Raw genomic sequence first — 24,189 nt, 5'->3', positions numbered from 1 at the left:
AATCCATGGCGGGTGGCGGGATTGCTTGGCGACCGCGCTGCTGCATTCTAAAGAGAGAGCATGGACGACCCGCCTGCCTCGCCGATACCCTCTTACGCGCACCGCGTCGCCATCTATGACATGGACCGGACGATAACGCATTCAGGGACTTACAGCGGGTTCCTGATCCATGTTGCGCGGCGGCGCCAGCCTTGGCGGCTGCTGCTGCTTCCGCTGGTCGGAATTGCGGGTGCGGCCTATGCGCTGCGCCTGATCGACCGCGCGCGGCTGAAAGCGATCAATTTGCGCCTGCTCGTCGGCAAGCGCTTCCGCCGTGCCGAAATCGCCCCGCTCGCCGAAAGCTATGCCGACAAGGTCGTGGCGCGCGGCGTGCACCCGGCTGCGCTCGACCAGATTGCCGCCGATCGCGCGGCGGGCTATCGCCTGCTGCTCGCGACCGCTTCCTTCCATCTGTACGTCGATGCGATTGCGCGGCGGCTGGGGATCGACGATGTGCTCGCGACGCGGCTCGACGAACCCGACGGTGCCGATCATATTCATGCGCGGCTTGCGGGCGACAATTGCTATGGCGACGCCAAGTTCGCGCGCATTTCGGGCTGGCTTGCCGACAACGCCATCACGCGCGAGGACGCGCATATCCGCGCCTATTCGGATCATGTGTCCGACCATCCGATGCTGCACTTCGCCGACGAAGCGGTGGCGACGACGCCCTCGCGGGGATTGCGGCACCTTGCGCCGAAGATGGGGTGGCAGGTGATCGACTGGCGGGCGCGCAAACAGGGGGGCCGTTGACTGCGCTGCGGTGAAGGGCGGTTTTGAGTTGGGGAGCGGTCGACACAACCCCGCGCAATCCGTCCAAAGGTCAGCAAAGGTCAGCCTTGTGCAGTCCCCGGTCGGCTGTCTCCCGCCCGCGGGTAGCAGGCCGCGCGCTTGGTGCCTGCATCCCACGCCGAGCGGCAGGCGCTTTTGCCACATATTGAAAGAGCTGAGACAGAGGCTGGCACAGCCGGGTAATGTAGGACAGCGCTTTTTTCGTGGGTGTCCGGATTGGGGTGGGGAGCGGACATCTTCAGGTCCGTCATCCCGGCCTGCGCCGGGATGACGATAGAGTTGGGAGCGGCTTCCGGTCGTTGCCAGCCATGCCGCTCGAGCAGTGCGCGCTACACCGCCTCCAGCGCCTGCGCGAAGTCGGCGATCAGGTCGTCGGCGTCCTCGATGCCGATCGACACGCGCACCAGATTGTCGGTGATGCCCAGCGCTTTCTTGCGTGCGTCGGGGACCGACAAATGCGTCATCGCGGCGGGATGGCTCGCGAGCGTTTCGGTGCCGCCAAGGCTGACCGCAAGCTTCGCGATCTTGAGCGCGTCGAGGAAGCGGAAGCTTTCTTCCTCGCCGCCCTTGATGAACAGCGAAAAGGTCGATCCCGCACCGGTGCAATGGCGGTCGAAAATATCCTTTTGCCGCGCGTCCTGAATGAAGCCCAGATAACCGAGCCCCTCGACCTTGGGATGATCGCGCAGGAAGGTGCAGACCTTCAGCGCATTCTCGCCCGCGCGGCTCATGCGCAGCTCGAGCGTTTCGAGGCTGCGCAGCAGCATCCACGCGGTGTTGGGGTCGCAGATCGTGCCGATCGTGTTGCGCATCGGGCGGATCGCGTCGATCAGCGCCTGATCGCCCGACACGCCGCCCGCAACGAGGTCCGAATGGCCGCCAGCATATTTGGTGAGGCTGTAGACGACGAGTTCGGCGCCCTGGTGGAGCGGTTTTTGCCACAGCGGTCCCAAAAAGGTGTTGTCGATCGCGATCGCGGGTTTCTGCTCGCCGGGAAAGGCTGCGTCGCGCGCGTCGCGCACCGCCTCGACATCGACGAGCGCGTTGGTCGGGTTGGCGGGGCTTTCGAGATAGACGAGCGCGACCTTGCCGCCCTTTTGGTTTGCGAGCGACTGGGCGCGGGCCAGAACCACGTCGATGTCGTCGCGCGTCGCGCCTGCCGGAAAGTCGACGAAGCTGACGCCGAAGCGCGACAGGATGCGCGCGATCAGCGTTTCGGTCGCCGCATAGAGCGGGCCCGAGTGAACGATCACGTCATTCTGGCCGACGAGCGCGAGCAGCAGCGTCGCGATCGCCGACATGCCGCTGGAAAACACCAGGCTGTCGTCGGCGCCGTCCCATACCGAGAGGCGGTCCTCGAGAATTTCCTGATTGGGCCCGTTGAAACGCGAATAGACAAGGCCGTCCGCCGGTCCCGCGCGTTTGCCCGTGATATGTTCGAAGAATCGCTTGCCCGCCGCCGCGCTTTCAAAGGCAAAGGTCGAGGTGAGAAAGATCGGCGGTTTCAGCGACCCTTCGGACAGCACCGGATCATAGCCGAGCCCCATCATCAGCGTCGCGGGATTGAGGTCCTTGTCGCCGATCTTCTTGCTGTTCGTCTTGGGTTTGCCGCGCATGGCCATGGGATGCTCCTTGAATGTTGGCGCTCTTATAGCGCGCGCGGTTTCGTTTGAAACTATATTGCACAAGCGATCAGGCGATCGCCGCAATCGCCCAGACGGTGCCGATCAACAGCGGAACGCCGCAGACATCGACCGCCAGCCCGGCCTTCAATATGCGCGGCAGGGCGATATGCCCGGTCGCCCAGGCGAGGGCATTGGGGCCGGTACCCGAAGGCAGCATGAAGCCCCAGCTCGCGGCCATGGCGACGGGCAGCGCGAGCAGGATCGGGTCGGCGCCGGTCGCGGCGATCAGCGCGGCGAGCACGGGCATGATACCGCTCGCAGTCGCGACATTGCTCGCAAATTCGGTGACGAGGATGGTGAGCGCGACGATGATGGCGGCGAGCAATATCGTCGGCATATTGCCAAGCGGTGCCAGCACCGCGCCGAGCCAGGCGGCAAGCCCGCTCGACGTGATCGCGGCGGCGAGCGCGAGGCCGCCGCCGAACATCATGATCACGCCCCACGGTGCGCGGTCCGCTTCTTTCCAGAGGAGAAGCGGGCGGCCGGTGCCGTCGGGCAGGACGAAGAGCAGAAGGCTGCCCGCGACCGCAATCGTTCCATCGGTCAGCGCGCCGTCGGGCAGCAAGGGTTCGAGCCAGGGCTGCGCCATCCAGGCGGCCACAACGGCAAGGAAGATGGGGACGACGCGGCGCTCGGCGGTCGACCAGATCGCCTGATTGCCAAGCGCCGTCGCGGCGGCGGTGCCGTCGAAGCGATGGTCGGCAAGCCGCTGGACGCGCGCGACGGCGAGCATCGCGACGGGCACCGAGAGTAGCACGACCGGCACGCCATAGATCGCCCAGTCGAGGAAGGCGATCCGCAGGCCGAGCGCCTTTTCGATGAGCCCCGCGGCGATGGCGTTGGTGGGGCTGCCGACGAGCGTGCCGAGCCCCCCGATCGACGCGGCAAAGGCGATGCCCATCATCACTGCGCCCGCAAAGCCGTTCGTCTCCCCCTCCTGCACGCCGCCCGCGCGCACGACGGCGAGGGCGATCGGGATCATGATGAGCGTCGTCGAGGTGTTCGAGATGAACATGCTGAGCAGCGCGGTTGCCGCCATGAAGGCAAAGAGCAGGCCCGATGCGGTCTGCGGCGCGCGCTTCAGGAGCGCCAGCGCGAGCCGCCGGTGCAGTCCGACCCGCTCGATCGCGAGCGCGAGAAAGGCGCCGCCGAGGATCAGGAACAGGATCGGCGAATAATATTCCTTCGCGATGGCGTTGGCGTCCATCACGCCGAAGGCGGGAACGGTCAGGAAAGGGAGAAGCGCGGTGACGGTGAGCGGCAGCGCCTCGGTCATCCACCAGATCGCCATCAGCACGGTCAGCGCGGCGACGCGCCAGGCGGTCAGTTCCATCCCCGCAGGCGCGGGAGCGAGGAGCATGAGGCAGAAAACGACGAGCCCGCCGACCAATCCCAACCAGCGTGTGCGCGTCATTGCTCCCCCGTTTCCATCTTAATTCGTCATCCCGGCGAAGGCCGGAATCTCATCGGTGCCCTATCGTGCCAGGTCGAGATCCCGGCCTTCGCCGGGATGACGGCTATTGGATGTCGGCTATTTTGCCAACCCGATCACCGACAATTGGCGGCCATAGGTGTTTTCCCCTTTGTGGCACGCGCGGCGATAGCTGAAATAATCCTGGGGCAAGGCATAGGTATCCTGCCCACCGATGGCAATTCGCGCGATCCCCGCGGCGGCGAGGCGCGCGGCGACATAAGCGGCGATGTCGAACATCGCATGGCCCGGCTTGCCCGCAGCGAAGAAGCGCTCGTTCGCAGGATCGTCGGCGACGAGGCGCTGCACGAAGGTATCGTCGACCTCATAGGATGCACGGCCGATGCACGGCCCGATCGCGGCAACGATATGGGCGCGGTCGGCCCCGATGCTTTCCATGGCGTCCAGCGTGGCATCGGTGACGCCGGCGAGCGCACCTTTCCACCCGGCGTGGGCGGCGCCCACGACGCCGGCCGAGCGGTCGGCAAAGAGCACCGGCACGCAATCGGCGGTCAATATGCCGAGCAATATGCCGGGCGTGCGCGTCGCGAGCGCGTCGGCTTCGGGCCGCGCGGCAAGGTCGCTGCATTCATCGACAAGGATGCAGCGATTGCCGTGAACCTGATAGAGCCCGGTCAGCGCCGCGCCGGGGAGCACGGCCGCGGCGACGCGCCGCCGGTTCTCGTCGATCAACGCCGGGTCGTCGCCCGATCCAAGGCCGCAGTTGAGCGAGGCGAGGTCACCCGTGGAGACGCCGCCGCGGCGTCCAAAGAAGCCGTGCGCGATCCCGTCCAGCGTCGGTGCGGTGACGAAGGGCGTGGTCATAGATCGAGCCGGAAGAAGCGGTCCTCGTCGATGTGATTGCCGACGCGGAAGGCGTTGCGGCCGACATCGTAGAAGCCGTAGCGGCGGTAGAAGGCCTGCGCGCGGTCGTTGTCGACAAAGACCGACAGATAGAGGGTCGATGCGCGCGCCCGCGCCCAGGCGATGCCCCAGTCCATGAGCGCCCTGGCAACGCCGGTGCCCTTCGCGCTTTCGGCAACGTAAAGCTGGTGAAGCTCGACCGCATCGTCGCGCGGTTGATCGGAGGGGAGGTCGAAATCGACCGGTCCCATCTTGATGAAACCCGCGATCGAACCGCCATCGCCGCGCACCAGCGCAAGGGCGTAGCCGGGGTCGGCAATCTGGGCGCGAATGCGGGCAGGGGGATTCCAGTCGGCAAGGAACGCCGAAAGATCGGCGGGGTCGTAAAGATGGGCGAATGTATGCTTGAACGATGCCTCGGCAAAGTGGCTGATGGCTTCGGCGTCGGCGGCTTCGGCCATTTGAATGGCGGTCATTGCGTTTCTCCTGCAAACCCGGCGGGGGCGGGCCAGTGGTGGGGGGTGAAGGCGATCGCTTTGAACAGGTCGCCCATGGCATCGGCGTTCACCAGCCGGTCGCGCTGGCCGCGCAGTTCGGCGGCGCGGGTGGGGGCGGCCGCGGCAAGCGCCTCCAGCCGGGCGTCGATCCCCATGCGCTTGAGCCACGCGCCCTGGCCGACCGGTCCCGCGACGGCGACGCCGCCCGCGCGCGCGGCATGGGCGAGGACCGAAAAATCGACATGCGCGGTCAGATCGACCTCGCCCGGATCGGCGAAGGTGTTGGCGAAGCGGTGCGCCTTTACCGCCTGCAACGTGTCGCCCGCCGCAGGGCCGCTATACCCGTAATCGATCGCCAGCATGGCGCCGCCCTGCCGCGCGAGACGGAATGCGCAGCGCTGCATGATCGCGGCGGCGGCAGGCATCGTTTCGACAATCGTTCCTTCGGCCTCGTCCCGCAGCGCGGGGGCGATGGCCGCTTCGGCCGGGACATCGCCCGCGACCGCCGACAAGACCCCGTCACGGCATAGGATGATGCGTTCGCGCCAGCCGTCGGGCGTGCGGATATATTGATGGATGGGCAGGGCGTCGAAAAACTCGTTGGCGACGATCAGCAGGGGCACATCCTGTGCCAGCGCATCGATTTCGTCGTGGTGCACGGCGGCGGGAAGGCGGACGAGCTGGGCGGCGCGAAGCGCCGGGCTCGTTTCGACAAGGTCGATGCCCAGGGGATGGCAGCCGAAGCGCGCCATCGTGCGCAGCGCATCGGCGGCGAGCGTACCGCGGCCGGGACCGAGTTCGACATAGCGGAAGGCGGGGCGGCCGGCGCGCGTCCACAGGTCGGCGATCCAGATGCCGATCATCTCGCCGAACATCTGGCTGATCTCGGGCGCGGTGGTGAAATCGCCAGCGGCGCCGAGGGGGTCGCGCGTCGCATAATAATGGCTGTTCGCCGCCGCCATATAATCGGCGACCGTCACCGGCCGCGCCGCCGCGATGTCCCCGATCAGCTGCGCAGGCGTCGGAGGTCCGTCAGGCAATGGCATCGGGCCCGGCGATCGGCTCCACTCGCTGCCGGCGCGCTTTTGACGTCGCGACCAGCCAGACGCCGGCGACCAGCATCGGGACGGTCAGCGTCTGCCCCATCGTCAGTCCCCACGGGAGCGTGCCGAGCTGGATATCGGGTTCGCGCACGAACTCGACGGCGAAGCGGCTGAGCCCATAGATGATCGCCGCCATGCCGAACAGGAAACCCGGCTTGTAGCGCGCATCGGTGCGCCAGAAGAAAAAGGCGAGGATCGCCATCATCAGCAGGCCTTCGAGCCCGGCTTCGTAAAGCTGGCTCGGGTGGCGCGGGTCCATCGTGCCGCTGTCCGGAAAGACGATCGCCCACGGTACGGTTGTCGCGCGGCCCCACAATTCGCCGTTCACGAAATTGGCGAGGCGGCCGAAAAAGAGGCCGAAGGGGACGACGCACGCGATATAGTCGCAAAAGCGCAGAAAGCTGAGCTTGTCCTTCCGCGTCACATACCAGATTGCGATGAGCACGCCGACGACGCCGCCATGGAGCGACATGCCGCCGTCCCACAATTTAAAGATCGACAGCGGGTCGGCCAGATAGGCGCCGAGATTATAGAAGAGTACATAGCCAAGCCGCCCGCCGAGGATGATGCCGAGCATGGCATAGAAGATCATGTCGTCGGCGTGGCGCCGCGCCATCGGGGCGCCGGGCTGCGCGATCAGTTTCAGCAAATACCAGTAACCGACGAAAATCCCGGCGAGATAGGCCAGCGCATACCAGCGGATCGGCAGGCCAAAGACGCTGAACGCGATCTCGCTGTTCGGGCCCATCATATCTTCAAAGTTAAGATATTGCGTTGCTTCGGCCAAGGTTGCAAAAAGAAACATATTGTCGCGCGATCCTTCCCCAGGAGAGGCCTCCCCATAAGGGGTAAGGCGAGCGAGACCAAGAGGAGAGATACACGATGCCATCAGCGCTCGATTTGCGCCTGGAAGCCGCCTATAATCTGATCACCGGTCCGGGCGGACCGATCCAGGTCGGGTCCGTCGAACGCTTTGGGCGCGAGCTTCCCTTCATTACCAATGCGCCGACGAATCTCGCCGACTATGTCGCCTATTTTTGTGCGCAACATGGCGATGCGACCTTTCTGGTCGAGGGCGAGGAGCGGCTGAGCTTCAAACAGGTCTATGCCGCCGCGCGTGCCGTGGCGGCGGGGCTCGTCGACGGCCATGGCGTCGAGCGCGGCGACCGCGTCGCACTTGCGATGCGCAACGCCAACGCATGGTGCGTCACCTATCTCGGCATATTGATGGCGGGCGGCTGCGCCACGCTGCTCAACGGCTGGTGGCAGGGCGGCGAACTGGCCGCCGGGATCGCCGATAGCGAGGCAAAGCTGGTCATCGCCGATCCGCAGCGCGCGGCGCGGCTGGCAGAGGTCGAGCATGGCGCGCAGGTCATAACGCTCGACATCACCCGCCCGATCGCAGAGGCGACCGCGCCGATCACCTCGGCGGGCGGCGGCCCCGACACGGTACTGCCTTCGCTGAACGGCGACGATCTGGCGACCATCCTCTTCACCTCGGGCTCGACCGGCCAGTCGAAAGGGGCCTATTCGCGGCATCAGGCGGTGGTGCAGGGGATATTCAACTATATCACCCAGACCGCGACGATCGTGCATCTGCTGACCGAGGATGGCCAGATGTCCGACCTGCAACCCGCGACGCTGGTGTGCACGCCCTTGTTCCACGTCACCGCCGAAATCCCCGTTTTCATGCAAAGTGTGGCGTTGGGCCGCAAGCTGGTGCTGATGCCCAAATGGAATGCCGAAGAGGCGATGCGGCTGATCCAGGACGAGCAGGTCAATTATTTCGTCGGCGTGCCGCTGATGAGTTACGAAATGCTCGTCCATCCCAACCGGTCGAAATATGATCTGTCGACGTGCAAAAGCTTTGCCGCGGGCGGCGCCCCGCGCCCGCCCGAACATGTGAAGCGCATCGCCGAAGGGATGGGCGGGGGCAAGCCGCTGCTCGGCTATGGCCTCACCGAAACCAACGCAGTCGGTTGTGGCAACCTCAACGAAAATTATCTCGAAAAGCCGCTTTCGACCGGCCCGGCGTCGAAGCCGCTCGTCGATCTCGCGATCCTCGATGATGAGGGCAATGACCTGCCGCAGGGCAGCGTGGGCGAAGTGTGCATCCGTTCGGTCGCCAATTTCGAAGGCTATTGGAACAATGAAGCAGCGACCAAGGCGGCTTTTTTTTCCAATGGCTATTTCCGCTCCGGCGACCTCGGCTATCTCGACGAAGACGGCTATTTGTTCATCGTCGACCGCAAGAAGGACATCATCATCCGCGGGGGCGAGAATATCAGCTGTCAGGAGGTCGAGGCCGCGATCTACGAGCATCCCGACGCCAGCGAATGCGCGGTGTTCGGCCTTCCCGACGAACGGCTGGGCGAAGTGGTCGGCGCGGTCGTGTGGATGGCGCCGGGCAGCGAGGTCGATGCCGATGCGCTGACCGAATTTCTGAAGGCACGGCTGGCGCCCTATAAGATACCCTGTCGCATCTGGATGGCGAGCGATGCGCTGCCCAAGCTGGGCAGCGAAAAGATCGACAAGGTCAGCCTGCGCAACCGCTATCGCGAGGAATATGTCGCGGAGGTCGCGGCGTAACCGGACGGGGTGAAGGAGCGAAGGGAAGATATGGCCGAGCCCGACGCTTCCACCCCCGATCCGTCATCCCCGCGCCAGCCGGAACGCGTCTATCGCCACCGGCTGCCGACGCGCATCTGGCATTGGGTGAACGCCGTCACCCTGCTCGTCCTGCTGATGAGCGGACTGATGATCTTCAACGCGCACCCGCGGCTTTACTGGGGCGATTATGGCGCGAACAGCGATCCCGCCTGGCTCGCGATCGGATCGACGGCGGATACGGGCTATTTGCGGATCGGCAGCGCGCGTTTCGATACGACCGGGGTGCTGGGTCGCTGGACCGATGCGGCGGGCGTGGAAAAGACCTGGGCCTTTCCCGGCTGGGCGACGATCCCGACGCGCTACAGCCTGGCCGACGGGCGGCGCTGGCACCTGTTCTTTGCCTGGGTGCTCGCGATCAGCCTGACGCTCTACATGCTGTGGACGGTGATCGGCGGCCATCTGAAAAAGGACCTGCATGTCCGCCGTCACGAATGGTCGCCGCGCCATATCTGGCAGGATATTCGGGACCATGCACGGCTCCGTTTTCCGAAGGGTGAGGCGGCGGCGCGGTATAATATCCTCCAGAAGCTGAGTTATATCGGCGTCGTCTTCGTCCTGTTGCCGCTGATGATCGCGACGGGGCTGACCATGTCGCCGGGAATCAATGCGGCGGCACCGTGGCTGCTCGACCTGTTCGGCGGGCGCCAGTCGGCACGCTCGCTCCACTTCATCCTCGCTTGGGCGCTTGTCGCTTTCTTCCTCGTTCATATCGTCATGGTGCTGCTCGCGGGCCCGGTAAACGAGCTGCGATCGATGGTGACGGGCTGGTTCCGCCTGCCCGCGGAGAAAGCGAAATGAGCAGGGTGATGATGCCGCGCCGCGAGCTCATCGTCCGCGCGGGCGGGCTCGCTGCGGCACTGCCGCTGCTCGGCGCGTGCGATGCGATCAACGACGCACCCGCAGTGCGCAAGATATTGTCGATGGGCGAAGAGATGAACCGCGCCAGCCAGCGCGCATTGATGGACCGCAATGCGCTGGCGCGCGAGTTCACGCGCGCCGACCTGTCGCCGGTGTTCCGCTCGAACGGGACAAGCCTGCCGCCCGGCGAAGCCTATGCCGCGCACGCCGCGCGCGGGTTCGCCGACTGGCGCATTGCGGTGACGGGACTGGTGGCGCGGCCATTGTCATTGTCGCTCGCCGACATTCGCGCGATGCCGCAGCGCACACAGATCACGCGTCACGACTGTGTCGAAGGGTGGAGCGCGATCGGCGAGTGGACGGGCGTGCCCCTGGCGCGCGTCCTGGCGGCGGCCGGGGTGCGCGACAGCGCGCGCTACATCGTCTTTCGCTGCGCCGACCGGATCGGTGATGATCTTTATTATGAAAGCTGCGACATGGTCGACGCGCTGCACCCGCAGACCATCCTTGCCTGGGCGCTGAATGGCGAAGTGCTGCCGATCGCCAATGGCGCGCCGCTGCGCCTGCGGATCGAGCGCCAGCTTGGCTATAAACATGCCAAATATCTGACCGGAATAGAGGCCGTCGCCAGTCTCGACGGGATCGGCGCGGGCAAGGGCGGATATTGGGAGGACCGTGTCGATTATGAATGGTATGCGGGGATCTGATTGGAATCGCACCCGATATAGAGGAGGCTCTCCCCCGCCATGTCGATCCTTCGTCCCTTTCTCTCGCGCGTCATCCGCCACGGGCGTCTGACCGTTATCGCGCCCGACGGCACGCAGGAGCTGTTCGGCGAACCCGCGCCGGGTTTTCCGGAAGTTGTCCTGCGCTTCGCCAGTGCCAAGGGGATGCGCCGCATCATCCTCGACCCGCGCCTTGGCGCCGCCGAAGCCTTCATGGACGGCGACATGCAGATCGAACAGGGCGATATCATGGAGCTGATTCAGCTCCTGCGGATGAACACGCCGTGGGACCGCGGCAGCAAGCTCAAGGATCGCGGGCCCGCCGGGCGAGCGCTCGACTGGGCGAAGACGCGGATCAATTCGATCAATCGTCGCGGCCGCTCGCGCGCCAATGTCGCGCATCATTACGACATCGGCAACGACCTCTACCGCCTCTTCCTCGACAGCGACATGCAATATAGCTGCGCCTACTGGCCGCGCGCGGACATGACGCTGGAGGAAGCGCAGGCGGCGAAAAAGGCGCATATCGCGGCCAAGCTTGCGCTCGCGCCGGGGCAGCGCGTGCTCGACATCGGCTGCGGCTGGGGCGGCATGGCGATCACGCTGGCCAAGCTTGCCGACGTCCGCGTTCACGGCATCACCCTGTCTGAGGAACAGCTGGCGCTGGCACGGCAGCGCGCGGCGGCGGAGGGGCTGGCTGACCGTGTGACCTTTGAACTGGTCGATTATCGCGACCTCGCGGCGCGCGAGCCGGGTGCGTTCGACCGCATCGTGTCGGTTGGCATGTTCGAGCATGTCGGCGCGCGCAATTTCGACACCTTCTTTCGCGCCGCCGCCAATCTGATGACCGCCGACGGAGTGATGCTGCTCCACACGATCGGGCGCTTCGGGCGTCCCGGCTCGACCGACGCCTTCACGCGCAAATATATTTTCCCCGGCGGCTATATTCCGGCGCTCAGCGAGACGCTGGCGGCCAGCGAGAAAAGCCGGCTGATCGTCACCGACGTCGAAACGCTGCGGCTTCATTATGCGCTGACGCTGCGCCAATGGTATGCCCGCACGCTCGCGCATCGCGGTGACATCGTCGCGATGATGGACGAGCGGTTTTTCCGCATGTGGACCTTTTACCTCGCCGGCGCGACCGCGGCGTTCGAAAGCGGCGGCATGGGCAATTATCAGGTCCAGTTCGCGCGCAGCCGCCACGCACTGCCGCTCACCCGCGATTATATGGCGGCGGCGGAGGCTCGCTATCGGGCCATGCTGAACCAGGGCGATCCCATCGTCACCCGGACTTGATCCGGGGCCGCTCTCGCCTAAAGACCGGCCTTCCACAGCCTACAGGAAGCGAACATGCAGATTGCGGTTTTGACATTTGAAGGGTTCAACGAACTGGACAGCTTCATCGCCGCCGCGATCCTCAACCGCATGAAGGTAAAGGGCTGGGCCGCCCATATCACCGCGCCAGCCGCGCGGGTGACGTCGATGAACGGCGTCACGGTCGAGGCACAAAAGCCGCTGGAATTTGCGGGCGAAGCCGACGCCGTGCTGATCGGCAGCGGCATTTATACCCGCGACATTGCCGCCGACGCCGCGCTGCTGAACCGCATCCGGCTCGACCCCGCGCGCCAGATCATCGGCGCCCAATGTTCGGGCACCTTGCTGCTGGCGAAGCTGGGGCTGATCGGCGCGCTTCCCGCCTGCACCGACCTCACGACAAAGCCCTGGGTGATCGAGGCGGGGGTGACGGTCATCGACGCGCCCTTCATCGCGCATGGCAATGTCGCGACCGCGGGCGGCTGTCTGGCGTCGCAATATCTGGCAAGCTGGATGATCGCGCGCGGCGCCTCGCGCGCCGATGCCGAAGCGGCGATGCACTATGTCGCGCCGGTGGGCGAGAAGGAGGAATATGTCGCCCGCGCAATGGCGGCGATCGTCCCTTGGCTGTCCGGCACGGCGGGCCGGGCGGCAGCATAGGGGGGAGGAGGCTAGCCGACCTCGCCTTCGGGATAGCGCGCATTCATCGTCGCCCAGTCGAGCGCGACCAATTGTTCGAGTGCGTCTGCATTCACATCGGACAGCTTGTTGATATACAGGCAGGCCTTGCCCCTCTTATGTTTGCCGAGCCGCGCGAACAGCGCGTCGGCCTCTGCCTGCCGGCCGCAATAATTGCCCATCAGATAGAGGGTCATCGCCGCCTTGCGCGGGCTGAAACCGGCGCGGCACATCGTTCCCGACCGGCCGCTGTCATAGACATAGTCATAGCTGCCATAGCCGATGATGGAGGGACCCCACATCTTCGGCTCCAGCCCGGTGACGCGGCGGAGGATCGCGTCGACCTCCGCCGCTTCCTCGCGCCGCCGCGCGTCGGGCACGGCGGCGATGAAGTCGGCGACCGAAACTTCGGTCGCCCTGGTCTTGAGTTCGGCCTTTGCCATCGCATCCCCCTTCGCCCATCCGGGGCGTTCGCGGGACGCGCGCCTTACCGCTTGCGGCGCTTTCCGCCGTTCAGTTCGGCCGACAGCGCGGGGGCGGGCCAGATCACGTCCAGCGCCTGTTGAATCGCACCCGTCGAAACCGAGACGGTGCGATTAAGACTTCCATCATAACCGAAAGAGCCGCCCAGGGAATGGATATTGCCGTCGAACGCGGTGCCGATGACGCTGCCGTCGCGCGCGATCACGGGCGATCCCGAATTGCCGCCGATGATGTCGTTGGTCGACACAAAGTCATAAACGGCATTCTTGTCGATCCGCGCCTCTGCCTTCACGAAGCCGTCGGCCAGCTTGTAGGGAAGCTGCCCCGTCGCGCGGTCATAGGTGCCGCCCATCACCGTCGTGGCGGGAACCGGCTTGCCGCGTTCGGCCCATCCCTGCACCCGGCCATAGGACAGGCGCAGCGTAAAGGTCGCGTCGGGATAGAGCGCGTCGCCATAGGCGGCGAAGCGCGCCTTCGCGAGCCGCGCCTGCGCCGCGGTGACCGGGGCGTCATAATCGCGGTCGAACGCCGCCTTGATCGCGCGCGAACGCGGGTCGAGCTTCACGAAAAACCGGATCATCGGGTCGTCCGACGCCGCGATCGCCGCCGCGCCGCCTTCCCACAACTGCTTGCGATAGGCGGGGTCGGCCAGCTTCGTGCCCTCGACCAGCCGCTTGGCCAGCGCCTCGGGGCTTTCCTTGCCCAGCAGCGCCTGCATGTCGCCATTGTCGGTGCCCAGATATTCGCGCGCCTTGCTGGCCCAGAAGCTGACGCCCAATTCTTCCATCCAGCCATAGGTCGGCACCGCGTCGGTCAGCCGCTTTTCGGTCAGCGGCAGCGCCGAATCGGTATAGCCCGGCAGCCGTTCGCTGTTGGGTTTCGCGCGTTCGGCGGCGGCGCGCACCAGCGTCTGGGCATAGCCCGCGAGGGTCGAGAAGGACGCCGGGCCGCGTTCGAGGAAGCTGCTGTCGAGATAATGGTTGCGGCGGGTCGCGACCGCGGCCTCGATCTCGGTCCAGGGATCGCCGATTTCGGCATTGCCCTTGACGCGCTGGCGCAGCGCCGCCTCTTCGGCCGCGAGCTTGGCGGTGAAGGCCGCATCGTTCAGCGCGCGAAGCTGGCCAGACCGCGCCTTGAAGCTGTTTTCGACCCCGAACAGCTCGTCGCCGCCTTCGCGCGCCTTTTCGGGGCTTTCCTCCATCTTGGCGATCAGCCGCCCGCGATATTCGGAGAGCAGAAGCAGGGTGAGCGGCAGGCGCTCAGTGCGTTCAAAGCTGCGCTGTGCTTCGGTCAGCAGGCGCTGGGTCGATCCGGGGTTGCCGACGACGAAGGTGATTTCGCCTTCCTGCGGCGCGCGCGGGTTCCATTTCAGATGCGTTGGCGTCGCGGCGGGCTTGCCGCCTTCATAGGCGCGCAGGAACGCCGCATCCATCGCATAGCGCGGAAAGTTGAAATTGTCGGGATCGCCGCCAAAGAAGGCGGCCTGAAATTCGGGCGCCCAGGCAATGCGGACATCGCTGTATTTGCGATATTGATAGAGCTTGTACTGGCCGCCGCCGAACAGGATGACGACCTGGCAGCGTGTCTTTTCGCGGTCGGTGCAGCCCGCCGCCTCGATCTCTGCGATCCGCGCGTCGCGCGCCTTGACCAGCGCTTCGCCGGTCAGGCTGCCGATCGCCTTCGAAATCTCTCCGGTAACATCGGTGATCGACGTGACGACCTCGGCCTGCTGGCCGGGGCATTTCAGCTCGCGGGCGCGATCGGCGGCGTTGAACCCGCCTGCGACCAGATCATTGTCGGCGCTCGACAGATTTTGCAGGCAGCCGACGACGCAATGATGGTTGGTCAGGATCAGCCCGTCGGGCGACACAAAGGATGCCGAACAGCCCCCGGTCAGCCGCACCGCCGACGCGCGCGTATGGTCGAGCCATTTCTGGTCGGGCGCCCAGCCATAGGCCGCCTTGATCGCGTCGGTCGGCACCGCGTCAAAGGTCCACATGCCTTCTTCGGCGGCAGCGGGCGTGGCGGCGGCAAAGGCGGCCGCGGCGACGGAAGCGAAAGCAAGGGTCAGGCGCATGAAACTCCCCGTGGATGAGATGTAGTATCTTTTGACACTAACGAGGCCTGCGCGGGCCGCCAAGCCATATGTGGCGGGCAAGGATGATCAATGGGGCAATTTCCAGCGAAGCCGATTAAGGTAATAGCCGGTCACCATTTCACCATCGGCGCCGCGCGCCGGCGCGAATTTCGCGCGCTGCCGCAACAGAGAACATGTCCGCTGGTCGAGGTCCTGATGTCCGCTTGACCGCACGATGCGGCAATCGGCGACGGCGCCGTCCGGTCCGACGGTCAACAGGAAATCGACTTCCCCTTCCATTCGGGCCCGGCGTGCTGCGGGCGGATAGTCGTTGCTGGTCGCCCACATGCCCGGAAAATTGGCTGGCTTGGGCGCGGCAGGAATCGCGCGCATGGCCGCAACATCCATCCCCAACACAGCGAGCGTCGCATCCTGACATCGCGCAAACTGGCGAAAGGCCTCGCCCGCGCCAGTCCAATGCAGATCGAGGGTCAGACTTCCGTTGGAAATGCGAAATATCTGATCTTCCGACACCATGCCGGGAAGGTAAAAATCATGCGAATACCAATGGAGAAAGCGTTCATTGCGGCCCGGCACACGGCCAGCCTGCGCATCGAAATCTCCGGTCATATCCTGTCCGGCGAGTGTTAGCTCGACCTTGCCCGACCGACCCTTATCCAATGCCGTCAGGCTGGCCAGCGTCGTTTGATACGTCGCGAGCGAGAAGCCTGACCGGAACTGGAGAAGAATCGTCTCTTCGCCGAGAACAAAGCTGCGCGAGAGCGTACAGTATTCGGGTTGTTGATGGAGATTTGTCGGTCCCGATGGTTGCCAGACTTTCGCCGCTGGGGCGGCAGCGGCGGGAGCTGCAAACAAGCAAGCCGCCAACAGCGGCAGGGCCCAAGCCGAAAGGTAAGGAGTTCGCATTGCGGCAGTTTCCGGAAGATGAGATGTGCGTCAAGTCTTTGGCTTTGAACGGCGTGTCTCGGGGTGCTGCCAAGTCGCAGGAAATGCGTGTTCCGTTCTGCAGCCATGGCGGCGATTTCTCTTTGCTGGCAGGCGTTGCGTCGTGGGGGAAGGACTGCTAGCCGCGCCCGCGTCATCCCACACGATCAAGGTGCAGCCATGTCCGATTCCATCAAACGCGTTGTCCTCGCCTATTCGGGCGGTCTCGACACCAGCGTCATCCTGAAATGGCTGCAAGTCACCTATGGCTGTGAGGTCGTCACTTTCACCGCCGATCTGGGGCAGGGCGAGGAGCTGGAGCCCGCGCGCGCCAAGGCCGAGCTGATGGGGATCAAGCCCGAGCATATCTATATCGACGATCTGCGCGAGGAGTTCGTGCGCGACTTCGTCTTCCCGATGATGCGCGCCAATGCGCGGTATGAGGGCGATTATCTGCTCGGCACGTCGATCGGGCGGCCGCTGATTTCGAAGCGGCTGGTCGAAATTGCGAGGGAAACGGGCGCCGACGCCGTCGCGCATGGCGCGACCGGCAAGGGCAATGACCAGGTGCGTTTCGAACTCAGCGCCTATGCGCTCAACCCCGACATCAAGGTGATCGCGCCGTGGCGCGATTGGGACCTGACGAGCCGCACCGCGCTCATCGCCTGGGCCGAAAAGCACCAGATTCCGGTGCCGAAGGACAAGCGCGGCGAAAGCCCGTTCAGCACCGACGCGAACCTGCTCCACACCTCGTCGGAGGGCAAGGTGCTCGAGGACCCGTGGGAAGAGACGCCCGACTATGTCTATTCGCGCACGGTCAATCCCGAGGACGCGCCCGACACGCCCGAATATATCACGATCGATTTCGAGCGCGGCGACGGCGTCGCGCTTAACGGGCAGGCGATGTCGCCGGCGACGTTGCTCGCGGCCTTGAACGACCTTGGCCGCAAGCATGGCATCGGCCGCCTCGACCTTGTCGAAAATCGCTTCGTCGGCATGAAATCGCGCGGCATGTACGAAACGCCGGGCGGCGAGATTTATGCGCGCGCGCATCGCGGCATCGAAAGCATCACGCTCGATCGCGGCGCGGCGCACCTCAAGGACGAGCTGATGCCGAAATATGCCGAGCTCATCTACAACGGCTTCTGGTTCGCGCCCGAGCGCGAGATGCTGCAGGCGGCGATCGACCATAGCCAGGCCAATGTGAAGGGCACCGTCCGCCTCAAGCTCTACAAGGGCAGTGCCAGCGTCGTCGGCCGCAAATCTCCGTTCAGCCTGTACAGCGAGCGCCATGTGACCTTTGAGGACGACGCCGGCGCCTACGACCAGAAGGACGCGGCAGGCTTCATCAAATTGAACGCCCTGCGGCTGAAACTGCTGGCAAAGCAGGGCGGATGAGACCGCGGCGCCGCGCTTGCATCAGCGAGGTGGGCGGCGCGCGGTCTCGGTTCGATGCTCCCAGTCACCAAAGCGCCGGCGAACCACGAATCTGCGGCTCGCCGGGCGTCTTTTGGGCTGACCTGCGCGCGCCGCGCTGCCATGATCGGGCAGGATAGACTATGAACTGATTTCGGGGGGGCAACCACAGGGTGGATGATGGCCCATGCTCGAAAAGCAAGGTTCCGAGATCGCTGGCGATGAATGGCGACCGTGCTGGATCGTCCTGCCGCGCTGGGCGCTGCTGGTTGGCGGCTATGGTGTTCAGCGGCGTTGGATTCTCCCCGGTCCATACTTCGTGCGGCGCTCCCGCTCGATCGGCAAGAACATCTACCGACGTGCCCGCGACTGACGGCAGCCGGCGTCGGCCGTGGCAGGGCGAACGCAAGAAAAGGAAGCGTTAGCAAGCGGCTCCGACCTGCGCTAAGGCGCGGGGCATGACAGCGACCCGATTTTTCTCCGACAATGCCGCCACCGTCCATCCCGCAGTAATGGACGCGCTGGTTGCCGCCAACCACGTCGATACGGCTTATGACGGGGATGCCATCAGCCGGTCGCTCGACGCGGCCTTTTCGGACCTGTTCGAAACCGAATGCGAGGTTGTCTGGGTATCGACCGGCACAGCGGCGAACAGCATCATCCTCGCGCACTTCGTCAGACCGTGGCAGGGGATTCTCTGCTACGAGGAAGCCCATATCGAAGTCGACGAATGCGGCGCGCCGACCTTTTATTCGGGCGGCGCCACGCTGATGCCGCTTCCTGGCCAAGGCGCCAAGATCGACACCGCGGCGCTGAAGGCGCGGATCGCGGGAATCCGGCAGGATGTGCATCAGGTCCAGCCCGCCGCGGTCAGCATCACCAACGCGACCGAATATGGACTCGCGTGGCGGCCGGACGAAGTCGCCGAGATCAGCGAGATTGCACGCAGCAAGGGGCTGAAGCTCCATATGGACGGTGCGCGATTCGCCAATGCGGTCGCCTTTCTGGGCTGCGCGCCCGCCGATGCCACGTGGCGCGCCGGGGTCGACGCGCTGTCGTTCGGTTTTACCAAAAATGGCGCGATGATGGCCGAGGCGATCGTCTTTTTCGGCGAGAGCGGCGGGGCTGGGGTGCGCGAGCTCAAGAAGCGCGGGGGGCACCTGCTCAGCAAGGGGCGCTTCGTTGCGGCGCAGATCCGCGCGATGCTGACGGACGATCTGTGGCTCGCCAATGCGCGTGCGGCCAATTCGGGCGCGGCCCGGCTTGCCGAAGCGTGCGGTAATCGGCTGATGTACCCGGTCGAGGCCAATGAACTGTTTGTCCGCCTGACGGCCAGCGAAGCCGCGGGGCTGCGCAGGGCGGGATTCGATTTCTATGATTGGGGCGAGGGCGCGGCACGCCTGGTCGTCAGCTGGGATCAGGACGCCGCGGCGGTCGCGCCGCTCGCCGCTGCGATCCGCGCGCTGTGACCGCTACTCCGCCGACCCTGCTGAGCCCGCGGGTGCTGCTGCCCTTTGCGCTGGTGACGCTGATCTGGGGGTCGACGTGGATTGTCATCAAGGGACAGCTCGGCATCGTGCCGCCCAGCTGGTCGGTGACGTATCGCTTCGCGGTTGCGGCCGCGGCGATGTTCGCCTTCGCCGCGGTGCGGCGGGAAAAATTGTGGCTGGAACCCAGGGCTTTGATCTTTGCCGCGGTACTCGGCATCGCCCAGTTCACGATCAACTTCAATTTTGTCTATCGCGCCGAACAGCATATCACCTCCGGCCTCGTCGCCGTGCTGTTCGCGCTGCTGATCGTCCCTAACACGCTGCTGGGGCGCGCGTTTCTGAAGACGCCGCTCGAAGGGCGGTTTCTCGCCGGCGCGGGGATCGCCATCGTCGGTGTCGCGCTGATGATCGCGCAGGAATATCGCGCCGCAGCTGTGGGCGCGCGCGAGGTGCTGATCGGTACCGCGTTGACGCTTGCGGGTGTTCTGAGCGCGTCGACCGCCAACGTGATGCAGGGGACGACGATCGCGCGCGCGCAGCCGATGGTCGTGATGATCGCGTGGGCGATGGCGTTCGGCGCGCTCGCCGACGGCGGCTATGCGTGGATCACCACCGGGCCGCCGGTGATCGAGCCGACCGCCACCTATCTGGGCGGCGTCCTCTATCTCGGCATCATCGCGAGCGCCGTGACCTTTCCGCTCTATTTCAACGTCATTCGCGCGGTCGGGCCGGGTCAAGCGGCGTGGTCGAGCGTATTGATCCCGATTATCGCCATGGGCATCTCGACCGCCTTTGAGGGGTATCGCTGGGCGATGCTCTCGATCGCGGGGGGAGCGATTGCGCTCGTCGGGTTGGTGATCGCGGTGGTCAAGCGTCCGGATAAACCGTCGGTCAGCGGCAATATGGTTTCGCTGCCGGTCAAGCCGGGTGACGAGGGGCCATAGGGTGTTGCGCTAGCTGTGTTGTATAGATAACACGGTGTCATGAAGATTCTTCCCCCCGCGCTCGCATTTCTTGCCGTGTTCCTGTCGGTGCCCGCGTGGGCGCAGCCGGCCTGCCACCCCGCGACTTACGCCGCCCCCGATGGCGATTTTGTCGTGCTGGTTCCTTCGCCCGCGGTAGCGGCGCCCGCGCTGCGTTATCAGTTTCGCGACGGTCGGCGTGGGGCGACCTCCGATCCGGCGGCGCCGCTGCGCTGTGGTGCGGCAAGCATCGACGTGCAGGGTCAGGCGTGGAAACCGATCGCCTTTCGCGAAACCCCGGCGACCTTTGCCAGCGTGGGAAGCCGGCTCAACGGGGTGTTGATAGAGCCGCCGGGTGACGACCCGCAGCGGCCGCTCGTCGTCATGGTTCACGGCTCCGAACGCTCCTCGCCGATCGGCGGCCTCTATGGCTATGCGATGGCCGCGCAGGGGATTTCGGTCTTTGTTTATGACAAGCGTGGCACCGGCGCGTCGGAGGGCGAATATACTCAGAATTTCGAGCTGCTTGCGAGCGATGCCGCCGCGGCGCTCGATAAGGCGCGTTCGATGCTGCCCGGACGCACCGGGCGTGCGGGGTTCTTCGGCGGCAGCCAGGGCGGCTGGGTTGCGCCGCGCGCGGCGACGCTGACGCCTGCCGATTTCGTGGCGGTCGGGTTCGGGCTTGTCGCATCGCCGATCGAGGAGGATCGCGAGCAGATGGTGTCCGAAGTGCGCGCGGCGGGGCTGGGAAAGGATGCCGAGGCGCTGGTCGGCCGGCTTTCGGAGGCGACGGCGGCGCTGCTGCTGTCGAACTTCACCGAGGGTTATGATGCCCTTGATGCCGTGCGGCGCGAGATGGCCGGCCTGGCGTGGACGGCGAGGATCGAGGGCGAACATAGCGGGGTGATCGCGCGCATGTCGAACGACGAACTGCGCCGCGTCGGGCGCGCGCGCTTCGACAATCTCGAACTGATCTGGGATTATGATGCGGTCGCTGCGCTGCGAAAGCTCGATGCCCCCTTGCTGTGGGTGCTCGCGGGCGAGGATCGAGAGGCGCCGATTGAAACGACGCGGGGCGCGCTGCTAGGACTTGCGAGCGAGGGCAAGACGGTCGACGTCTATCTCTTCCCCGACACCGACCACGGCATGTTCGAATATACGACCGCCGCCGATGGCAGCCGCCGCGCGACGCGCATCACCGACGGCTATTTGAAGCTGCTCGGCGACTGGATCAAAGGCCGTACAGGCGGCACCTATGGCCGCGCCGAGCGGCTTAGCCCGCGCTGATCCGCTCGATGTCGGCGCCGACGGCCTGGAGCTTTTCCTCCAGTCGCTCATAACCGCGATCGAGGTGGTAGACGCGGTTGACCTGCGTTTCGCCCTGCGCCGCCAGCCCCGCGATGATCAGGCTCATCGACGCGCGAAGGTCGGTCGCCATCACCGGCGCGCCAACCAGATGGTCGACGCCGCGCACGACCGCGGTGCGGCCCTTGACCTGGATGTCGCATCCCATGCGCGCGAGTTCGGGAACATGCATATAGCGGTTCTCGAAAATCGTTTCGGTGAACAGCGATGCGCCTTTGCCCAGCGTCGCCATCGCCATGAACTGTGCCTGCATGTCGGTCGCAAAGCCCGGGTAGGGCGCGGTCGACAGCGTCACCGGTTCTGCGCGGCCCGACATGGCGACGCGGATGCCGCCCTTGGTTTCTTCGACGGTCGCGCCCGCGTCGCGCAGGCCGGACAGCGTGGCTTCCATTTCCGACGCCTTGGCACCGATCAGCTCCACATCGCCCTCGGTAATCACCGCGGCGCAGGCATAGCTGCCCGCCTCGATCCGGTCGGCCATCACCCGATAGGTCGCGCCGTGCAGCCGGTCGACCCCTTCGATCGTCAGCGTTTCGGTGCCGATGCCTTCGATATGCGCGCCCATCGCGACCAGACAGTTGCACAGGTCGACGATCTCGGGCTCGCGCGCTGCATTTTCGAGCACGCAGGTGCCCTTGGCGAGCACCGCCGCCATGACGGCATTTTCGGTCGCGCCGACCGACACGACGGGGAAGGTGAATTTGCCGCCCGCGAGGCGGCCGCCGGGGGCAACGGCCTTCACATAGCCCGACGCCAGCTCGATCTCGGCACCGAACGCCTCCAGCGCTTTCAAATGCAGGTCGATCGGGCGGTTGCCGATCGCGCAGCCGCCGGGCAGCGACACCGTCGCCTCGCCCGCGCGCGCGAGCAGCGGGCCGAGCACGAGGATCGACGCGCGCATCTTGCGGACGATGTCATAGGGCGCGACGGTCGAGGTCAGTGTCGTTGCGCGCGCGGTCATCACGCGCCCGAAATCCTCGGGCCGCGATCCCTCGATCGTCGTCGAACAGCCAAGCTGGTTGAGCAAATGCCCGAACCCGTCGACATCGGCGAGCCGCGGCAGGTTGCGCAAGGTCAGCGGCTCGTCGGTCAGAAGCGCGCAGGGCAGCAGCGTGAGCGCCGCGTTTTTGGCACCGGAAATGGGAATGCGGCCGGAGAGTCGCTGGCCGCCGCGAATGACGATTTGATCCATGCAGGGTCTTTAGCGGATGCACGGGGCCGTGCAAGCGAAGCGGTGGGGGTGGCGCCGCAAGAGGGCCGAAGGCCGACCTATATTCGATCGTCATCCCGGCGAAGGCCGGGATCTCGCCGACGCGTCATTCCGACAGGAAGAGATCCCGGCCTTCGCCGGGATGACGAATAAGGGAATGGTTGGGATTCACCGAAATATGACTGGTCCCCTCATTTTTTAACTGCCCAGCGCCTCTTCGACCTGATGCAGCCGATCCTTGCCGAAAAACATCTCGTCGCCGACAAAGAAGGTCGGGATGCCGAAGACACCGCGCGCTACCGCGTCTTCGGTGTTGGCGGCAAGCCGGGCCTTGATCTCCGCTTCCTGTGCCCGCGCGAGCAGCGCGGGGCCGTCGAAACCATTGGCCGAGAGGAAGGTGGAAATGACGTCGGCATCGTCCATCTTGAGCCCTTCTTCCCACATTGCGCGGTTCACCGCATCGACATATTCGTCCAGATGGCCTTCGTCTTCGGCGACGATCGCGCCGCGCATGATCGTCAGCGTGTTGACCGGAAAATGCGGGTTCAGGCGAAAGCGCGTCAGGCCGTGGCGTTCGATAAAGCGCCGCATCTCCAAATGCTCATAGGCCAGTTTCGCCGGAGCATCGGCATATTGGATCATCGGCGCCTTATTGCCTGTCGCCTTGAAAATGCCGCCCAGCAGACAGGGGGTGATGACCAGTTCGGCGCCCGTTCGGTCGAGCAGGTCCGGCAGTGCCTTCATCGCCAGATAGGCGTTGGGGCTGCCGAAATCGAAGATGAGTTCGAGGTTTTTCGTCACCATTTTTCTCCCCAGGGGCGAAGGTCGAGTTCGTGGGTCCACGCGCTCCTCGGCTGTTTGTGGAGCATCACATAATTGGCGGCGATGGCCTCGGGATTCAGAACGAGATCCTGCGCCTTTGCATGGTCGAAATCGGGGTGGCGGCCCCGGATGAAGTCGGTATCGATCGCCCCGTCGATCACGGTGTGCGCGACATGGATGCCCTGCGGCCCCAGTTCGCGCGCCATCGACTGCGCGAGCATCCGCAGCGCCCCCTTCGCGCCCGAAAAGGCGGCGTAGCCCGGACCCCCGCGCAAGCTGGCCGTAGCCCCGGTGAAGATGATTGTGCCGCGACCGCGCGGCGTCATATGCTTTGCCGCCTCGCGCCCCATCAGGAAACCGCCGAGGCACGCCATTTCCCAGACTTTCGTGTAAACGCGCAGCGTCGTTTCGGTGATCGGGAAATTCACATTGGCGCCGATGTTGAAAACCGCGACCTCGACCGGGCCGACCTCGGCTTCGACCTGATCGAACAGCGCGATCATTGCTTCCTCGTCGCGGGCGTCGGCGGGATAGGCGCGCGCCCGATGCCCCGCGTCGCGGATCGATTGGGCCAGCGCTTCCAGCTGCTCGCCATTGCGGGGGCGGCGGTTGACGCAGGCGACCAGGCCTTCGGCGGCAAAGGCCCGGGCTATCGCGCCGCCGGTTGCGTCGCCTGCGCCGATAATGACGGCGGCGGGATGGGGCATCAGCGAATCTCCTCTT

Annotated in this window: 23 protein-coding genes; 11 read left to right on the top strand and 12 right to left on the bottom strand. The window is 65.2% G+C overall.

The features are described 5' to 3' along the window. Window positions 1-60 precede the first annotated feature (60 nt). Complete coding sequence (locus tag RIA72_RS12265) at window positions 61-792, top strand: HAD family hydrolase (RefSeq protein ID WP_350032341.1); 732 nt, start codon at window positions 61-63, stop codon at window positions 790-792. A gap of 368 nt (window positions 793-1,160) precedes the next feature. On the opposite strand, the gene RIA72_RS12260 is transcribed toward RIA72_RS12265, so the two are convergent. The 6 genes from RIA72_RS12260 to lgt all read right to left on the bottom strand — a co-directional run bounded on the left by RIA72_RS12260 (window position 1,161) and on the right by lgt (window position 7,256). Then, window positions 1,161-2,453 carry a cystathionine gamma-synthase family protein gene (locus RIA72_RS12260; RefSeq protein ID WP_350032340.1) on the bottom strand — a complete coding sequence of 431 codons (1,293 nt, stop codon included), beginning with the start codon at window positions 2,451-2,453 and terminating at the stop codon, window positions 1,161-1,163. 70 nt (window positions 2,454-2,523) lie between these two features. Beyond that, window positions 2,524-3,930 (bottom strand): SLC13 family permease, encoded by a 1,407-nt coding sequence (locus RIA72_RS12255; RefSeq protein WP_350032339.1) that lies wholly within the window; start codon window positions 3,928-3,930, stop codon window positions 2,524-2,526. 117 nt (window positions 3,931-4,047) lie between these two features. Then, window positions 4,048-4,812, bottom strand: a complete 765-nt coding sequence (pgeF, locus tag RIA72_RS12250) for a peptidoglycan editing factor PgeF (RefSeq protein WP_350032338.1) — start codon at window positions 4,810-4,812, stop codon at window positions 4,048-4,050. Further along, window positions 4,809-5,327: a GNAT family N-acetyltransferase gene (locus RIA72_RS12245; protein WP_350032337.1), complete on the bottom strand. Its 519-nt coding sequence runs from the start codon at window positions 5,325-5,327 to the stop codon at window positions 4,809-4,811. Before RIA72_RS12245 ends, pgeF begins: the two co-directional genes overlap by 4 nt. Beyond that, a complete protein-coding gene (locus tag RIA72_RS12240) occupies window positions 5,324-6,394 on the bottom strand; it encodes a class I SAM-dependent methyltransferase (RefSeq protein ID WP_350032336.1) in 1,071 nt (356 codons plus the stop codon). The genes RIA72_RS12245 and RIA72_RS12240 overlap by 4 nt, the downstream gene beginning before the upstream one ends. Continuing rightward, window positions 6,381-7,256, bottom strand: a complete 876-nt coding sequence (lgt, locus tag RIA72_RS12235) for a prolipoprotein diacylglyceryl transferase (RefSeq protein ID WP_350032335.1) — start codon at window positions 7,254-7,256, stop codon at window positions 6,381-6,383. Before lgt ends, RIA72_RS12240 begins: the two co-directional genes overlap by 14 nt. A gap of 77 nt (window positions 7,257-7,333) precedes the next feature. Here lgt and RIA72_RS12230 point away from each other — a divergent pair, with 77 nt between their 5' ends. The 5 genes from RIA72_RS12230 to RIA72_RS12210 are packed head-to-tail and all read left to right on the top strand — an operon-like array spanning window position 7,334 to window position 12,678. Then, window positions 7,334-9,040, top strand: coding sequence for a class I adenylate-forming enzyme family protein (locus RIA72_RS12230; RefSeq protein WP_350032334.1), 1,707 nt, complete (start codon window positions 7,334-7,336; stop codon window positions 9,038-9,040). A gap of 30 nt (window positions 9,041-9,070) precedes the next feature. Further along, window positions 9,071-9,919, top strand: a complete 849-nt coding sequence (locus RIA72_RS12225; protein ID WP_350032333.1) for a cytochrome b/b6 domain-containing protein — start codon at window positions 9,071-9,073, stop codon at window positions 9,917-9,919. 8 nt (window positions 9,920-9,927) lie between these two features. Further along, window positions 9,928-10,686: a molybdopterin-binding protein gene (locus tag RIA72_RS12220; RefSeq protein ID WP_350032332.1), complete on the top strand. Its 759-nt coding sequence runs from the start codon at window positions 9,928-9,930 to the stop codon at window positions 10,684-10,686. Between the two features lie 39 nt (window positions 10,687-10,725). Continuing rightward, on the top strand, window positions 10,726-12,000 hold the full coding sequence (locus tag RIA72_RS12215) for a class I SAM-dependent methyltransferase (protein WP_350032331.1): 1,275 nt from the start codon (window positions 10,726-10,728) through the stop codon (window positions 11,998-12,000). Window positions 12,001-12,054: 54 nt separating this feature from the next. Further along, window positions 12,055-12,678 carry a DJ-1/PfpI family protein gene (locus RIA72_RS12210; protein ID WP_350032330.1) on the top strand — a complete coding sequence of 208 codons (624 nt, stop codon included), beginning with the start codon at window positions 12,055-12,057 and terminating at the stop codon, window positions 12,676-12,678. An 11-nt stretch (window positions 12,679-12,689) separates the two neighbouring features. Here RIA72_RS12210 and RIA72_RS12205 read toward each other — a convergent pair whose 3' ends face one another. The 3 genes from RIA72_RS12205 to RIA72_RS12195 all read right to left on the bottom strand — a co-directional run bounded on the left by RIA72_RS12205 (window position 12,690) and on the right by RIA72_RS12195 (window position 16,183). Then, window positions 12,690-13,139, bottom strand: a complete 450-nt coding sequence (locus RIA72_RS12205) for a DUF1801 domain-containing protein (protein ID WP_350032329.1) — start codon at window positions 13,137-13,139, stop codon at window positions 12,690-12,692. A gap of 44 nt (window positions 13,140-13,183) precedes the next feature. After that, window positions 13,184-15,256, bottom strand: a complete 2,073-nt coding sequence (locus tag RIA72_RS12200; RefSeq protein ID WP_350032328.1) for a S46 family peptidase — start codon at window positions 15,254-15,256, stop codon at window positions 13,184-13,186. Between the two features lie 87 nt (window positions 15,257-15,343). Next, window positions 15,344-16,183 (bottom strand): energy transducer TonB, encoded by an 840-nt coding sequence (locus RIA72_RS12195; RefSeq protein WP_350032327.1) that lies wholly within the window; start codon window positions 16,181-16,183, stop codon window positions 15,344-15,346. 198 nt (window positions 16,184-16,381) lie between these two features. Between RIA72_RS12195 and RIA72_RS12190 the strand changes: the two genes are divergently transcribed. The 5 genes from RIA72_RS12190 (at window position 16,382) to RIA72_RS12170 (ending at window position 21,356) form a co-directional block, all read left to right on the top strand. Continuing rightward, the gene (locus RIA72_RS12190) at window positions 16,382-17,599 is read left to right on the top strand and encodes an argininosuccinate synthase (RefSeq protein WP_350032326.1); all 1,218 of its coding nucleotides are present in this window, start codon (window positions 16,382-16,384) and stop codon (window positions 17,597-17,599) included. A 205-nt stretch (window positions 17,600-17,804) separates the two neighbouring features. Further along, a complete protein-coding gene (locus RIA72_RS12185) occupies window positions 17,805-17,990 on the top strand; it encodes a hypothetical protein (RefSeq protein ID WP_350032325.1) in 186 nt (61 codons plus the stop codon). Between the two features lie 85 nt (window positions 17,991-18,075). Continuing rightward, window positions 18,076-19,086 (top strand): threonine aldolase family protein, encoded by a 1,011-nt coding sequence (locus tag RIA72_RS12180; protein WP_350032324.1) that lies wholly within the window; start codon window positions 18,076-18,078, stop codon window positions 19,084-19,086. Continuing rightward, window positions 19,083-20,051 carry a DMT family transporter gene (locus tag RIA72_RS12175; RefSeq protein WP_350032323.1) on the top strand — a complete coding sequence of 323 codons (969 nt, stop codon included), beginning with the start codon at window positions 19,083-19,085 and terminating at the stop codon, window positions 20,049-20,051. The genes RIA72_RS12180 and RIA72_RS12175 overlap by 4 nt, the downstream gene beginning before the upstream one ends. 39 nt (window positions 20,052-20,090) lie before the next feature. After that, window positions 20,091-21,356 (top strand): alpha/beta hydrolase family protein, encoded by a 1,266-nt coding sequence (locus RIA72_RS12170; protein WP_350032322.1) that lies wholly within the window; start codon window positions 20,091-20,093, stop codon window positions 21,354-21,356. Here RIA72_RS12170 and murA read toward each other — a convergent pair. The 3 genes from murA to RIA72_RS12155 all read right to left on the bottom strand — a co-directional run bounded on the left by murA (window position 21,343) and on the right by RIA72_RS12155 (window position 24,173). Continuing rightward, complete coding sequence (gene murA, locus RIA72_RS12165; protein ID WP_350032321.1) at window positions 21,343-22,626, bottom strand: UDP-N-acetylglucosamine 1-carboxyvinyltransferase; 1,284 nt, start codon at window positions 22,624-22,626, stop codon at window positions 21,343-21,345. The genes RIA72_RS12170 and murA overlap by 14 nt on opposite strands. 216 nt (window positions 22,627-22,842) lie before the next feature. Next, window positions 22,843-23,448, bottom strand: coding sequence for a 2-hydroxychromene-2-carboxylate isomerase (locus RIA72_RS12160; RefSeq protein WP_350032320.1), 606 nt, complete (start codon window positions 23,446-23,448; stop codon window positions 22,843-22,845). Beyond that, the gene (locus tag RIA72_RS12155) at window positions 23,442-24,173 is read right to left on the bottom strand and encodes an SDR family oxidoreductase (RefSeq protein WP_350032319.1); all 732 of its coding nucleotides are present in this window, start codon (window positions 24,171-24,173) and stop codon (window positions 23,442-23,444) included. The genes RIA72_RS12160 and RIA72_RS12155 overlap by 7 nt, the downstream gene beginning before the upstream one ends. Between the last annotated feature and the right edge of the window lie 16 nt (window positions 24,174-24,189).

It is taken from the genome of Sphingopyxis sp. (assembly GCF_040216815.1).
Classification (GTDB): domain Bacteria; phylum Pseudomonadota; class Alphaproteobacteria; order Sphingomonadales; family Sphingomonadaceae; genus Sphingopyxis.
Note: the sequence above shows the minus strand (reverse complement) of the source record. Positions and strands in the feature narration are given on the sequence as shown.

Bases quoted from the DNA above. Each gene is read 5' to 3' on its own strand.
- RIA72_RS12265 (WP_350032341.1), top strand. From the start codon at position 61: ATGGACGACCCGCCTGCCTCGCCGATACCCTCTTACGCGCACCGCGTC.
- RIA72_RS12260 (WP_350032340.1), bottom strand. From the start codon at position 2,453: ATGGCCATGCGCGGCAAACCCAAGACGAACAGCAAGAAGATCGGCGAC.
- RIA72_RS12255 (WP_350032339.1), bottom strand. From the start codon at position 3,930: ATGACGCGCACACGCTGGTTGGGATTGGTCGGCGGGCTCGTCGTTTTC.
- pgeF (WP_350032338.1), bottom strand. From the start codon at position 4,812: ATGACCACGCCCTTCGTCACCGCACCGACGCTGGACGGGATCGCGCAC.
- RIA72_RS12245 (WP_350032337.1), bottom strand. From the start codon at position 5,327: ATGACCGCCATTCAAATGGCCGAAGCCGCCGACGCCGAAGCCATCAGC.
- RIA72_RS12240 (WP_350032336.1), bottom strand. From the start codon at position 6,394: ATGCCATTGCCTGACGGACCTCCGACGCCTGCGCAGCTGATCGGGGAC.
- lgt (WP_350032335.1), bottom strand. From the start codon at position 7,256: ATGTTTCTTTTTGCAACCTTGGCCGAAGCAACGCAATATCTTAACTTT.
- RIA72_RS12230 (WP_350032334.1), top strand. From the start codon at position 7,334: ATGCCATCAGCGCTCGATTTGCGCCTGGAAGCCGCCTATAATCTGATC.
- RIA72_RS12225 (WP_350032333.1), top strand. From the start codon at position 9,071: ATGGCCGAGCCCGACGCTTCCACCCCCGATCCGTCATCCCCGCGCCAG.
- RIA72_RS12220 (WP_350032332.1), top strand. From the start codon at position 9,928: ATGATGCCGCGCCGCGAGCTCATCGTCCGCGCGGGCGGGCTCGCTGCG.
- RIA72_RS12215 (WP_350032331.1), top strand. From the start codon at position 10,726: ATGTCGATCCTTCGTCCCTTTCTCTCGCGCGTCATCCGCCACGGGCGT.
- RIA72_RS12210 (WP_350032330.1), top strand. From the start codon at position 12,055: ATGCAGATTGCGGTTTTGACATTTGAAGGGTTCAACGAACTGGACAGC.
- RIA72_RS12205 (WP_350032329.1), bottom strand. From the start codon at position 13,139: ATGGCAAAGGCCGAACTCAAGACCAGGGCGACCGAAGTTTCGGTCGCC.
- RIA72_RS12200 (WP_350032328.1), bottom strand. From the start codon at position 15,256: ATGCGCCTGACCCTTGCTTTCGCTTCCGTCGCCGCGGCCGCCTTTGCC.
- RIA72_RS12195 (WP_350032327.1), bottom strand. From the start codon at position 16,183: ATGCGAACTCCTTACCTTTCGGCTTGGGCCCTGCCGCTGTTGGCGGCT.
- RIA72_RS12190 (WP_350032326.1), top strand. From the start codon at position 16,382: ATGTCCGATTCCATCAAACGCGTTGTCCTCGCCTATTCGGGCGGTCTC.
- RIA72_RS12185 (WP_350032325.1), top strand. From the start codon at position 17,805: ATGCTCGAAAAGCAAGGTTCCGAGATCGCTGGCGATGAATGGCGACCG.
- RIA72_RS12180 (WP_350032324.1), top strand. From the start codon at position 18,076: ATGACAGCGACCCGATTTTTCTCCGACAATGCCGCCACCGTCCATCCC.
- RIA72_RS12170 (WP_350032322.1), top strand. From the start codon at position 20,091: ATGAAGATTCTTCCCCCCGCGCTCGCATTTCTTGCCGTGTTCCTGTCG.
- murA (WP_350032321.1), bottom strand. From the start codon at position 22,626: ATGGATCAAATCGTCATTCGCGGCGGCCAGCGACTCTCCGGCCGCATT.
- RIA72_RS12160 (WP_350032320.1), bottom strand. From the start codon at position 23,448: ATGGTGACGAAAAACCTCGAACTCATCTTCGATTTCGGCAGCCCCAAC.
- RIA72_RS12155 (WP_350032319.1), bottom strand. From the start codon at position 24,173: ATGCCCCATCCCGCCGCCGTCATTATCGGCGCAGGCGACGCAACCGGC.